This is a genomic window from Brevibacillus sp. LEMMJ03 (genome assembly GCF_007197875.1).
GTDB lineage: Bacteria > Bacillota > Bacilli > Brevibacillales > Brevibacillaceae > Brevibacillus > Brevibacillus thermoruber.
Map to the genome: position 1 here is coordinate 1 of NZ_VKJN01000033.1, position 12,044 is coordinate 12,044.

Consider the following 12,044-nt stretch of genomic DNA (forward strand, 5'->3'; position numbering starts at 1 on the left):
CTCCAGGGAGAGATTTTCTGCCGAAAGTGGGGAATTTTCAAGTGCCGTTATTGAGGATTTTAACAGTGCCGTTCACACAGGGATGGCCAAACAAAGTGGACAAGCTCGTTTCAACCTGGTTTTTCTGCGGGCTGAAGAACTGCAAATGGGTGCCGAAAGAGGGGATTGATACTGGCAAGGCGCTCAGACACATAAAAGCCATCCTGGGATCGTTTGAACCAAAGCACGAGCACAAAGAGGCCGGCTGCGCATATCTCCTGAGCGAATGGTTTGAAGACGTGACCTATGAGCGGGCGAAGTAACAGCATCAGCATGAGGGGAGGGTGGTCGGATGAAATACCCGCGGATATTGCACTATCCCGGCAACAAGTGGAGCATGGCCGACTGGATCATCGAGCATTTGCCGGAGCATGAAACGTACCTGGAGCCGTTTTTCGGCAGCGGCGCCGTCCTCTTCAACAAAGCTCCGTCGAAGATCGAAACGGTGAACGACCTGGACGGCCAAGTGGTAAACCTCTTCCGTGTGATACGGGACCGGCCGGAGGAACTGACCGAAAAGATCCGCTGGACGCCATACTCCAGGCAGGAGTATTACGACAGCTACGAGACGACTGGCGACGAGCTGGAGGACGCCCGGCGGTTCCTGGTGCGCTGCTGGATGGCGCGCGGAGCGAAGACAAGTGACAGAACGGGCTGGAGACACAACATTGACGTCAGCCATTGCCCGAATAAGACCGTGCCCAAGCAGTGGATGGAAATGCCCGAAAAAATCGTCGTCATCGCTCAAAGGTTGCAAGGGATTCAGATTGAACACCAGCCGGCAGTCAAGCTGATCGAACGCTACCGCCGGCCGGATGTCCTGATCTACGCGGACCCGCCATACCTCATGGAGACTCGGCACGGCCGTATGTACCGGCACGAAATGACCGACGATGACCACCTCGAACTGCTCGATTCTCTCGATGCCCATCCCGGGCCAGTGTTGCTCTCAGGGTATGCCCATCCCTTGTACGATGAACGATTAAAGCATTGGCATCGGGAGACGAAAGTCGTCCAGGCAGAAGGCGGCAGAAGGCGAACGGAAGTCCTTTGGATCAATCCTGTTGCGGTCGAACGGATGGGGCAGCAGACGATCTTCTCGCTGCCAGGTGTGCAGCTAGGGTGATTTAACACAATGCTCATCATGTAAAAAGACAAAAGGCCACCCAAAGTCTAGGGTAGCCTTCTTGAAAATCTTTATACATGGGCAGGTTCGGGTGTTTGCAGATGAAGTGGTGGAGGAACTAACCATCCCTTCTCTTTGTTAATACGTAACAGTCGGGCTCCGTATGTTGCTTTCGACATATGGAATTGACCAAACATCATCCCAATATCTTCACGAATTGACTGTCCCATAATTTGGCTGCATGATACTAATCCAGCAGCAATATCTAAAGATACACGAGCTGCAATTTCTGGATCATTGAACCTTGCACCAACAGGGATGCTTTCTAAAGTTGCTGTTGGACGTTCTGGTGGAGAGGGTGGCAAACCAATTCCGTTGATTTTGAGTAAATTTTCAATTTGCTCGATTTCCTGCTTCATATTTTGCGTTAAGTCTTCAAGAAATGTTCGTAAATCCTTGTCGCCAGTGTGGTTAATGAATGTTTGATAACCTGCTAGCAATCCTTTGGTTACGGTAAGGTAACTCCAAACACCAAAGACTTCACCGTAATGCATTGGCTCGTTTTGTGGATTTCCGCTTAAAATTCCCATAACTGTCCTCCCAGCATTGATTAAAGTTGTAAGATCCATTTGGGTTCTCCTAACTGTAAAGATTTGACCCAAATGTATCTTTTACAGGGAGCTCGAGATTTATTATGGGAATTATATACAAGTTTCAATTTGTTAAATGGGGGCATGGATTAAGTAAAAATGTTGAACAACCAAATAACAATCCAAATTGTAACTGCTATAAGTGCCCATATAAGCATCTTTATCCACCAAGGTCTTTTTTGTTGTTGCTGCTGCGCTTGATTGTCGAGTTGCTTCTTTTTCAGTAATAGTGGCAGCTGTGAAGCGACGATTGCAACAACACCGGAAAATATCCAAAACCGCATAGTTTTCTTGGTTTTATTAGCCCCCATGTTGGTTCGACCTCCTATCACCGTATAGTGTTTCCAAATTGGAGGGCTTGCATTGGGGAGCAGGTCTAAGGTGTTTAACACGATGTGTAACGTGAAAACTTGCTCACGAGATGATAAAACTAACCATCACCCCCACAGCGAAACTAAAAAGGGATGCCACCCAATACTCAAATTTGTAAGGGGAGTCGGAAATCAACCACTTTGTTCCCAATAACGGTAGACATAAATACCCTACAGCTATCAAAACTCCAAGGGCACGATATTCAAATGCAGGTGGATGGAGAGGTGGACCAAATAATCCGATTCCAAAGAAAAGTACACCAGATATTTGTAATACGAGATACGCTGGGACACCAATCACAAAATTAAGAAGAAAAATAATGACAACAGGAACCTTTGTCAAATCGATTCACCCACCTAATTACGCATGATTGATTTAGTTTGACATCAAAGGTGACTAGACCTCTAATTTTACAAAATAGTTATTGAGATAAGGAGCGTGACGGATAATGGCTCAAACTACAAGCTGCCGTTTTTGCGGATACAACATAGACGTGGAGATCGCCCTGCTTAACACAGGAAGGCCAGATATTTGCGACAACTGCGCGATTGAGAAACGGAGTGAAGTCAAAGAACAGCAAATCATTGAAACCCTGGCAACGAAGGTGATGGGGTGGCACAGGGAACTACACCCCAAAGATGAAAAAGATCAATACGGCGACTTTGTTTGGTGCAATGAGAGTGGCGAAGTGATGGCGCTCGTATACAAGTGGAACCCACTCCAAAACATAGCCGATGCGTGGATGATTGTACAAAAAATGGCGAAAGCCGATCCGGTTACTTCGCATAAGTTCCAAGAGGCTTTGTCGATGTACTGTATATATGACATCACGCCAGAAAGGATTTGCGAAGCTGCGCTTAAAGCAATCGCTTAGCACACCGGTTAAGGAGGCAAGACCGATATGAGACTGACTGAAAAGCAAAAGGCCGTGCTGCTGGCATTGACCAATGGGTGGCAGACGCCGACGCAGATCGCAAGCAAGATAGGATACCACACGGCATCATACGTCAATCTGCCACTAAAGGTATTGATTCGCGAAGGGTTGGCTGAGAAGAAACCTGATGTACGGGGGCAGTACCGGCTGACTCCATTCGGAGCGTATACCAAGGACAAGGCAACACACGAAACTAAACGGTAATTATGAAAAGTGGGGTGGATCGGAATGGATAAGTTGCAGTTGATTAACAGCATACCGGTTATTGAAGACTCGGCGTCATTCGGAGAGTTGGAGTACGTGCTTGTCGAGGACAATGCGGAGAACCGGGAGAAATTGCGGATGATCGGGGTTCCTGATGTAGAAATTAGCGAGATGTCAAACGGAGAAGAAATCGACATCGCTGGCTTTGGGTTTGTGTATTGCGGAGCCAAGTGGTTTGAAAAAAGGCTCGGCGGGTTCCTGGACTATGTGCCGGATCACGCGCCAGATTGGGCGAAGGCTTAACATAACATTACTTTAGGAAAATAAATACCCTTGAAGTATTTGACTCTAAGGGCCGTGAACCAGTTACACGAACCAATTGACGTATAGAAATCCGGTGAATGCAAACAGATTTGTCAGCACATGAGCTACGGTGGACGGAAGGATGGTTTTGTAGCGGTAGGAATACCATCCCCACACGATTCCCATAAAAAGAGAGCCACCTATAAAACTTAGGGTTCCTCCCTCCATACCAGAATCTTTAGCCAAAGCGGGAGCCAGATGCCATGCTCCGAAACAAAATGTGGGATACAAAAAGCCGAACCAAAAGCTTTTTGGAAAAACAGACGGAAATACTCCACGCCAAAAAAGTTCTTCTATTGGAGCATTGATAATAGCAAAAATCAATGCAAGCAGAACGACCTCCCAGCCGGCAGAAGGTGCATAACGAGGGAATACGGCCAGTCCGGTTGCTAAAGCGGGTAGGGCTACTAGGGTGGCAGCAATCCAATGTGTTTTATTAGATATGCTCTTGGGTAACCGCCACAATCCTGAAAGGTTTTTATTGAGGAACAGAACGGATACGGGTATACACCAAACTAACCAGTAGACGACATAACCGAGTAAATATCCCAAAGTATCCCCAAAAAAATAAACCAAAAACTGAAATACGATGATTTGTGAAAGTACAAGAGCAGGAGCGATTACAGTGAGCGTTTTTTGTTTTCGGGACCAAGGATTCATAATGAAGATACCTCTCAATAATATGATTTTTTCACTATACCATATTTTCGCATAAAATCCAGGAGTTCACTTAAGTGTTTAGTGTTTTGTTACATGATTTTACTAAATATTTCAGGAGTAAAGCGAGGGGAAAGTATGACCCATGAATACATGAAGTCGGAGGAAGTCGCGGCGATACGAGAGTTTTATCAAACACTTCCGCTTGACTTAGACAGTAGCGTACTGGCTGTCAGGAGAGATTTCCTGCGGTTAATTGACGACTGGCAAGTACTCATGGCGGAAAACCATCGGCTACGGGAGGAACTGGAGCTATTACGAGCTGAAGGGGCCGTCTGGAAAGGTTGGCGGGATAAGCAGCAAGCCAGAACCATTGAGTTGTTCGAGCGCGAGAAAAAGCTGGTCGAGGCGTTACATCGAGTTTTTCAAGAGTATGAAAGCGAAGGAACAGACATCCAAGTGGCGCGTCGAATGCGAAAAATAGCCAGCGACACGCTGAAAGAGTTGGGGTTGAAGGGGTAGCATGGCGGACATTTGCTACTACTGCGAATCAAAAGCAGCTACAAATTGGAGACACGGTAAGCCGGCCTGCGTTGAATGTTACAAAGTGAGAATCAGATCAATAGTACCGCCTAGAAAGATGAGCGAGGAAGAAGAAGCGAAAAGATTAAAGTTTATGCTCTCAGCATTTAGGTATGCGTTTAAGGAAAAGGAGTAGACAAAACAAAAGCCCCCTGCCGGGAGCCAAATAACTTCGCCAAGAAAATTATACCACGGGCAATCCGCGAGGGGGAATGGAAGATGAGCACACGAGCCAAGGAACTGAAAATCGATATAAAGACAATGACGATCACGGTCCCAGTGGGAAAAGAGCCGGCCATGATCCTGGTGGACCCGAAACAAGGAAAAGCCAAGCTGGTCCCACTGGTAGAGCACGGCGAAACCGTGGTAAAATTAAGTCAGGGAAAGATTGCCAAGGTAGATTATCGAGAGAGCGAATTATTTTAATACTTGCCTGATACCGAGATACGGGAGGGCGTCAGAACTATCACCCAATACGGGTGTGTTCTGGCGTCCTCTTTTATTTTGCCGAAAAGGAGGACAAGCCGTGGCGAAAGTCAGGGACATTTTGGAGTACAAGCGGAGGAAAGAGAGAGAGCCGATCAGTTTTGCTGAGCACCTGGATTGTGCAAGGAAACGGCTGCAGCAACAGCGGCCGCGGGCACGAGGGAAGCCGGCAGATGTGCTGACGTTTGACGAGGTGCGGCGGCTGATGGGGGACGTCGGGCCGAGACGGTTCCTTAAAGATCGTGGTAACAGACGCAAATAGACGCATTGGGGAGGTGTTCTCATGCAGGATTTGCTGAAGGAGTACAAAGAGACACGTAGACAGTTGAAACGGGCATACGAGGCCCGCAGAGAAGGCGATAAGGTACTGGATAACCAGGCGATTACTGAGAGGCAACTCCTGTCGGAGATGATCGGCGACGTGGAGTATGTGATCGAGTGGCTGGAGACCGGCCGGCGCCCGGGGAACCGACGGGGTATTGAGCGGCGTGCTACTCAACAACGGGTACGGCTTATGGACCCGATCCGAATGCAGGCGTTCGTCGCTCGTAGCACGGCCGGCAGTCCAGCGAACTTGACGGAGTGGGAACGGCAGCAAATTGAGGACGCGCTGTGCGTACTGAGCGAGAGGGAACGGGAGTGCTATGTGCTTGCGCATGGAGAATACTTCACTCATTCACAAATTGCGGATATGCTCGGCATTACAAAGAGTAGCGTGGACACTCACATCAAGCGCGCGCAACTGGATCGGCTACACTGAATTGGACAATTCTCTTAAGGTCTAGTAGATTGAAATCAAATCGACAAGGAACGGAGAGAATGTCATGCAGAAACGTGAGCGTCGGTCATTTACAGACGAGTTCAAGCAGCAGATGGTTCAACTTTACGAGAATGGGAAACCGCGTGCAGATATTTTGAGAGAATATGATCTGAGTGCATCTGCGTTTGACCGTTGGGTCAAACAGAGTAGAACAACAGGTTCTTTCAAAGAAAAAGACAACCGAACCGAGGAAGAAAAGGAACTCATAGCGCTGCGTAAGGAAATCCAACGGTTGAAGATGGAAAACGATATTTTAAAGCAAGCAGCGCTGATCTTCGGACGAAAATAACGGTAATCCAGCAAAACGCTCATAAGTATCCCATATCGGCCATGTGCAAGATCCTTCAGGTCAATAGGAGTACCTACTACTACGAGAGTAATGAGCAATCATCTGTCAATGATGAAGTGGAACAAGCAATTATCCGTATTTTTGAAGAGAATCAGCGCGTGTATGGAGCAAGGAAAATCAAAGCAAAACTTCAAGAAGAGGGAATGACGGTTTCCAGACGGCGCATTGGACGTCTGATGAAGAAAAACGGCCTGGTCTCGGTCTACACAGTGGCGCAGTATAAACCGCATATGTCGTCATGTAACGAATCGCCGATCCAGAACGAACTGAATCGCGAGTTTGCGAAAGAAGCACCACTGGAAGCCGTTGTGAGTGACTTGACATACGTTCGGGTCGCAAATAAATGGCACTATATTTGTTTGCTCGTGGACTTATTTAATCGGGAGATCATCGGTTACAGCTGCGGAAAATTTAAAGATGCCGCACTAGTCTATCAAGCATTTGCAAGCGTAAAAGGAGATCTACGCCAAATCCAGCTTTTTCACACAGATCGTGGCAGTGAGTTTAGAAATCTCACGATTGATGAAGTGATCAACACGTTCAAGATCAAGCGTTCATTGAGTATGAAAGGCTGTCCCTATGACAATGCAGTTGCGGAGGCAACCTTTAAGCTAATCAAAGCCGAGTTCGTGAGAAATCGCAAATTTGAATCGCTATCTCAGTTAAAGCAAGAGCTAGGAACATACGTCAAATGGTTTAACGAAGCAAGGATTCATTCCACACTAGGATATCTAAGCCCATTAGCGTACAAAGAGAAGGCACTTAAGAAATCTGTCTAGTCAGGTGTTGACAATCCAAACAAAAAATATCGGAACGAGTGATGAACAGCCTCTTCCTTGTTGGATGAGGCTGTTTTTTGTCGTGCGAATGCCACCTATAAGTGAAAGGAGTTTTTTCTTTCGCGCATGAACCCCTCCAGTTGCTGCCTCGGAAACGGGGGGATTTTTCTTCAAACCATGGAACCGAACGAACTAGAGTGACTCGCCTAACTGCATCATACCAATAGAAAGACTATAAGGCTCAAGGAGAGTGACATTTAATAATGGATCAAGATAAATAGGGAAAGCAACTTGGGACGTTGGCTTTCCCTACTTAATCAATATTGAGAAGAGTTATCTCTTGATAAAGAGAACTTAGTTGATGCTCAAGTTGTAAGGTTTGTAGTCTTCTGTATAGTTGCCGTCAATTACGATGTAATATGTTCTTCCTTTTTCAAACGTAAAGTCGAGGATCTCTCCGCCTTTTAAGGTACTATCAAGAATCTCACCAGAAGAGTTTCTGATTTTGATAATAATCGTCTCGCCCGGCAAATTTGTGATTTGAAGTTTAGCTTGTTTTGTTGCGGTGGGCGTTACTTTGAAGTAATCAAAATCATCAACTTCAACTGGATCCAATACACCTCTGACGATTACATCTCCGTTATTAATGCTTATAGGATCTGCGGTGCTCATGGAATTGTTTGGTTCGGATTCGTAATAAGTTGTAGCGGCAAACGCACTAGTTCCGACACTGAGTAGAAGAGCTGCGCTGAGAATACCAGATACAATCTTTTTCATAATAACCCTCCATAAAAGTAAAATTTAGGAATACCAAAAATTTACCAAATACACTTCGTATTGTAAAGTGATTAGTATAAATTGTCACAAATCTACCAGAATTAATATAAATATAGATTATTCATTACAAGGGTATTGTTGGGTTTCATTGCACCAAAGCGAGGTGCTTTTTCTTTTTGGAAGTGGGTGACGTGTAGTGCGGCAATTTATCGACCCGGAAACGGGAGAGGTATTCTACGAGGAGCAAGTCCTCCGGCGCCCGGACGAGATCGTCAAAGTGTTCCGGCCAGCCGGCCGCAGCGCAAAATTCGTGAAGATCAAAGCCAGCCAGAAGGCAAAGAGACGGCTCAGAAAGCTGTCACTCGCCGAGGCTGGTTTTTTGTTGAAGATCGCGCCGTATGCCAGTGAGGGAACCAATCTCCTGCTGGGGGACAATGAGCGCGGACAGAAAGGCGTACCGCTCACGATTAAGGAACTGGCCCGGATCGCTGACTGTTCATATTCCCAGGCACGGAAGATCGTCAGGACGTTCATTGAGCAGCGAATTCTCCGGTGGACCGACATTGCCGGTAGGACGGCGTTGGCAATCAACCCGCTGTATTCCCTCAATGGGAAGGAGGCGGAAACCAGCTTGCTGCAGTTGTTCAGGCAGGAGATCACAGAAGCCGGCGAAGACCCGAATTCTGAATAGGGGGTTGCCAGAAGCCAAGATGCCGCGAAACCTTGTTGCTCTAAGGCTCAACCCCGTTTTTGGCAGTGATACGAAACGTATACTTTTTGGGGTAAAAAGTGATACGCTCGTAGCGCTCAAAAAATGGACTTCAAGCCTTGCGGGGCAAGGGGTTCAGCCGTTTGTGGGCTGGCAATATTCTTTATTCTTATATCTATCGCCACGGAGGAAGGAAACAGCATGGAAATACGAAAAATCCCCGTTTCGATGATCAACCCGGCGCCGTACAATCCACGGATTGACCTGCAGCCGGGAGATCCCGAGTACGAAAAGCTGAAACGGTCGATCGAGGATTTTGGCTACGTCGAACCACTCGTCTGGAACGAACGAACCGGGAACCTCGTAGGTGGCCATCAGCGGTACAAAATCCTCGTCAACGAGCAGGGAGCCACCGAGGTAGAGGTTTCTGTAGTTGACCTGGACGAGACCAGGGAGAAGGCTCTCAATCTCGCCCTGAACAAAATCAGAGGCGATTGGGACGAGAAGAAGCTGGCCCAGGTGCTGGCTGAGCTGCAGGAGAGCGATCTGGACGTCACGCTTACTGGTTTCGACCAAGAGGAAGTCAAGGAGCTGCTTTCTGAGTATCAGCACATCGAAGTGGAGGAACCAGTCCAGGATGATGGATTCGACGTCAAGAAGGCGCTGGACGAGATCAAGGAACCGGAGACCAGGTACGGGGACGTTTGGCGGCTTGGCAGGCATGTTCTCATGTGCGGAGATTCTACAAACAAGCGGGATGTACATCGGTTGATGGATGGGCAGAAGGCCGCGCTGGTCGTGACCGACCCGCCTTACAATGTCGCGTTTGAAAGTGACTCGGCGGAATTGGCTGCGGATGGGAGAGAGTATCCTCAACGACGACATGCCGCTGGAACAGTTCGTCGCTTTCCTGGACGCCGTGTTTGCCAACTACTCGGCCATCATGGACCCGAAAGCGGCCATCTACGTTTTCCACCCTTCCCTCTACCAGCGGGAATTTGAGAACGCCATGAATAAAGCTGGAATCGTCGTTCGGACTCAGTGCATTTGGGTGAAGAACGCGGCCAGCTTTGGTTTTGCGCAGTACAAATACAAGCATGAGCCGGTGTTCTATGCTCATCTGAAAGGGAAGTCACCGGCATGGTATGGGGATCGGAAGCAGACGACGGTTTGGCGGGCCGGACTACCTGGTGAACAACGGGAGCCGGAAACGGTATGGGAAGTGTCCCGCGGTGACGTGAGCAAGTACGTTCATCCGACACAGAAGCCGCTTGATCTGTTGGCCATTCCGATCGGGAACAGCAGTCAAAAGGGCGACGTCGTCGTTGATCTGTTCGGTGGCAGCAGATCCACCCTCATGACTTGCGAGCAGATGGGACGTATCTGCAGGACCATGGAGTTAGACCCGAAATTCTGCGACGTCATTAAGCGACGCTTCTATGAGGCGACCGGCATCGAACCGGTACTTGTCAGCAGACAGCAGGAAGCCGCATAAACAGCAAAAGGAGGACGCTGCAACGTCCTCCCATAGCCACCAGGGACACCCCCGGCTGAGATAGCGAAACCCTGCGGCCGCAGATTCCCCTACTCGCTATCTCGTTTTCCATTTTACCGGAAAGCCGAGGGTGTCTCAATGAAAAATAGAAACAAACGTTCTCATCATGATGCTGACGACCTTCTGCTGCAGCATGAAGTCGAAGTGATCGAGGGGATTCTGGAATCCAAGGCCAAGTATCGAAAAGTTGTTCAAGCAGCCATCGCAAAATGGGTGAAGGACTTTCAATCTGGCCACATCGAGATTAAAACGGTCAATGACCTGAAGAAAAGCTAATAGAGTTAGATATCGAATTACAGAAGGTTGACTACTAAATGTTATTCTATATGCCACTCCGAGGAGTTGGGATTTTTATCATTTTTATTTGATCACGGTTTACCCAATATTCATATAGGGGATCATTTGTTTTCCTTACTAGATAGTCACCTCTCGCTGTTTCAGATAATACTTCAGCTTCAAATTCCTCATCGTGTAAAATAAAAATCATTTTGGATTTTTTTATATCAGAGAACATCCAGTTTTGAACGCTGAGTATAGCTGGTATAAAGAGGTACATGATCGCGAACAATTCGTACAATATCGTGAACAAATTTATCTGTTGGAAATACAGCTTTGAAATCATTAAGTCGATCGATACCGAGAAAACGAATAACAAGAAAATTAGTACGGATATCCATTTAGCTTTTATTTTTCTTGTGAATGACCATAACACCATGCCCAAGAAAATAAAAATTATGTTTATAACTAATAAAATGATCGCTGGTGGTGTAAAGATTGTTCCGCTAACGATGGGAGTAATTACAAATAACATAACCGTAATTATTGAGATTGCAGCAAAGGAAGGCAGAAGTCTCATACCTTCTATTACGCGTTCAAACTTTGTATTTTTGCTCGAAAGTTTGAATGTATAGTGAACTAGCGTGAAAAGTCCTGCCATAACAAGAACAAATGACTGGATGAAGGAAGGGATGTCTTTAATGTCCAATTGATTTCATCCTTTCAAATGATTTTAATAATTCTACGCGAAAAGCTTGTTGCAGTTTCGTAGATACTAAAAATCCAAAAACAAACTCAACTCAACAACCGCTGGAGGTGGGGTGAAATGTAATGCCACGAGAGAGAAATCCCAACCGTGACCGGGCCTATCAGATCTGGCTCGAACACAACGGAAATATGAAGGTTGACATCCTTTCAGAAAAGCGGCCACTCTATTTAACAAAAAAGCCCGCAGACCCTGTTCCATTTCGGAACTTTGTCTGCAGGCTGGAACGGTTTGATCCGTTCCTTACAAAGAGAGTCAATCGTTGTATAAAATTACTTTTATCGCTTTTGCCTTGGCCGCACTTTTGAGTCTATAAACTATTTTGTGTAAACTCCTAACCTTCAAAATAGGGTACAATGAATTCAAAGAAAGGTTGGGAGAGCCCATGAGCCTGATGTCCAAAGAGCAACTCAAGCAGTGGATCAAGGAAAAGAACATGCAATCGGTGGAAGACGTCCAGTCGGCCTTGAAGGAGTTGTTTGCCGAGACCCTTCAGGAGATGCTGGAGGCGGAACTGGAGACGTCTCTTGGCTACGCCAAGCACGACACGAAAAACAAGAAAACCACCAACAGCCGGAACGGCTACAGCAAGAAAAAGGT

Annotated in this window: 17 protein-coding genes and 3 pseudogenes; 15 read left to right on the forward strand and 5 right to left on the reverse strand. The window is 47.0% G+C overall.

Features of this window, described 5'->3' with window-relative positions; genetic code table 11:
• A pseudogene (locus FOI68_RS22225) lies at positions 1-302 on the forward strand (hypothetical protein); the annotation flags it as partial.
• A 29-nt stretch (positions 303-331) separates the two neighbouring features.
• The gene (locus FOI68_RS22230) at positions 332-1,165 is read left to right on the forward strand and encodes a DNA adenine methylase (protein WP_143864359.1); all 834 of its coding nucleotides are present in this window, start codon (positions 332-334) and stop codon (positions 1,163-1,165) included.
• 71 nt (positions 1,166-1,236) lie between these two features.
• On the opposite strand, the gene FOI68_RS22235 is transcribed toward FOI68_RS22230, so the two are convergent.
• Positions 1,237-1,794 carry a DUF3231 family protein gene (locus FOI68_RS22235; protein WP_081656594.1) on the reverse strand — a complete coding sequence of 186 codons (558 nt, stop codon included), beginning with the start codon at positions 1,792-1,794 and terminating at the stop codon, positions 1,237-1,239.
• Between the two features lie 110 nt (positions 1,795-1,904).
• On the reverse strand, positions 1,905-2,126 hold the full coding sequence (locus tag FOI68_RS22240) for a hypothetical protein (RefSeq protein WP_143864360.1): 222 nt from the start codon (positions 2,124-2,126) through the stop codon (positions 1,905-1,907).
• Positions 2,127-2,635: 509 nt separating this feature from the next.
• Here FOI68_RS22240 and FOI68_RS22245 point away from each other — a divergent pair.
• The 3 genes from FOI68_RS22245 to FOI68_RS22255 are packed head-to-tail and all read left to right on the forward strand — an operon-like array spanning position 2,636 to position 3,628.
• On the forward strand, positions 2,636-3,061 hold the full coding sequence (locus FOI68_RS22245) for a BC1872 family protein (RefSeq protein ID WP_143864361.1): 426 nt from the start codon (positions 2,636-2,638) through the stop codon (positions 3,059-3,061).
• A gap of 27 nt (positions 3,062-3,088) precedes the next feature.
• Complete coding sequence (locus FOI68_RS22250; protein WP_143864362.1) at positions 3,089-3,325, forward strand: hypothetical protein; 237 nt, start codon at positions 3,089-3,091, stop codon at positions 3,323-3,325.
• A gap of 24 nt (positions 3,326-3,349) precedes the next feature.
• Positions 3,350-3,628: a hypothetical protein gene (locus FOI68_RS22255; RefSeq protein ID WP_143864363.1), complete on the forward strand. Its 279-nt coding sequence runs from the start codon at positions 3,350-3,352 to the stop codon at positions 3,626-3,628.
• Between the two features lie 63 nt (positions 3,629-3,691).
• On the opposite strand, the gene FOI68_RS22260 is transcribed toward FOI68_RS22255, so the two are convergent.
• A complete protein-coding gene (locus tag FOI68_RS22260) occupies positions 3,692-4,348 on the reverse strand; it encodes a CPBP family intramembrane glutamic endopeptidase (protein ID WP_143864364.1) in 657 nt (218 codons plus the stop codon).
• Positions 4,349-4,483: 135 nt separating this feature from the next.
• Between FOI68_RS22260 and FOI68_RS22265 the strand changes: the two genes are divergently transcribed.
• The 5 genes from FOI68_RS22265 to FOI68_RS22285 all read left to right on the forward strand — a co-directional run bounded on the left by FOI68_RS22265 (position 4,484) and on the right by FOI68_RS22285 (position 7,361).
• Positions 4,484-4,867, forward strand: a complete 384-nt coding sequence (locus tag FOI68_RS22265; RefSeq protein WP_143864365.1) for a hypothetical protein — start codon at positions 4,484-4,486, stop codon at positions 4,865-4,867.
• A gap of 279 nt (positions 4,868-5,146) precedes the next feature.
• Positions 5,147-5,353, forward strand: a complete 207-nt coding sequence (locus FOI68_RS22270; RefSeq protein WP_143864366.1) for an XtrA/YqaO family protein — start codon at positions 5,147-5,149, stop codon at positions 5,351-5,353.
• A 100-nt stretch (positions 5,354-5,453) separates the two neighbouring features.
• The gene (locus FOI68_RS22275) at positions 5,454-5,675 is read left to right on the forward strand and encodes a hypothetical protein (RefSeq protein WP_143864367.1); all 222 of its coding nucleotides are present in this window, start codon (positions 5,454-5,456) and stop codon (positions 5,673-5,675) included.
• 21 nt (positions 5,676-5,696) lie between these two features.
• On the forward strand, positions 5,697-6,173 hold the full coding sequence (locus FOI68_RS22280) for a sigma factor-like helix-turn-helix DNA-binding protein (protein WP_143864368.1): 477 nt from the start codon (positions 5,697-5,699) through the stop codon (positions 6,171-6,173).
• Positions 6,174-6,237: 64 nt separating this feature from the next.
• A protein-coding gene (locus tag FOI68_RS22285) for an IS3 family transposase (RefSeq protein WP_221935134.1) occupies positions 6,238-7,361 on the forward strand; the annotation gives its coding sequence in 2 pieces (ribosomal slippage) (positions 6,238-6,487 and positions 6,487-7,361; 1,125 coding nt in all).
• Positions 7,362-7,715: 354 nt separating this feature from the next.
• On the opposite strand, the gene FOI68_RS22290 is transcribed toward FOI68_RS22285, so the two are convergent.
• Complete coding sequence (locus FOI68_RS22290; RefSeq protein WP_143864369.1) at positions 7,716-8,138, reverse strand: hypothetical protein; 423 nt, start codon at positions 8,136-8,138, stop codon at positions 7,716-7,718.
• Between the two features lie 196 nt (positions 8,139-8,334).
• Between FOI68_RS22290 and FOI68_RS22295 the strand changes: the two genes are divergently transcribed.
• The 3 genes and pseudogenes from FOI68_RS22295 (at position 8,335) to FOI68_RS22305 (ending at position 10,716) form a co-directional block, all read left to right on the forward strand.
• Entirely contained in the window at positions 8,335-8,829 is a 495-nt protein-coding gene (locus FOI68_RS22295) for a hypothetical protein (protein WP_143864370.1), read from the forward strand.
• 219 nt (positions 8,830-9,048) lie between these two features.
• Positions 9,049-10,342: pseudogene (locus FOI68_RS22300) on the forward strand (site-specific DNA-methyltransferase).
• Between the two features lie 138 nt (positions 10,343-10,480).
• Positions 10,481-10,716: pseudogene (locus tag FOI68_RS22305) on the forward strand (hypothetical protein).
• Positions 10,717-10,724: 8 nt separating this feature from the next.
• Here FOI68_RS22305 and FOI68_RS22310 read toward each other — a convergent pair.
• On the reverse strand, positions 10,725-11,387 hold the full coding sequence (locus FOI68_RS22310; protein WP_143864371.1) for a hypothetical protein: 663 nt from the start codon (positions 11,385-11,387) through the stop codon (positions 10,725-10,727).
• Between the two features lie 122 nt (positions 11,388-11,509).
• Between FOI68_RS22310 and FOI68_RS24320 the strand changes: the two genes are divergently transcribed.
• Both FOI68_RS24320 and FOI68_RS22320 read left to right on the forward strand, forming a co-directional pair.
• Complete coding sequence (locus FOI68_RS24320) at positions 11,510-11,752, forward strand: phage terminase small subunit-related protein (protein WP_143864372.1); 243 nt, start codon at positions 11,510-11,512, stop codon at positions 11,750-11,752.
• A 128-nt stretch (positions 11,753-11,880) separates the two neighbouring features.
• Positions 11,881-12,044, forward strand: a 164-nt coding sequence (locus FOI68_RS22320) for a transposase (RefSeq protein WP_370512168.1), incomplete at its 3' end; no start/stop codon positions are given.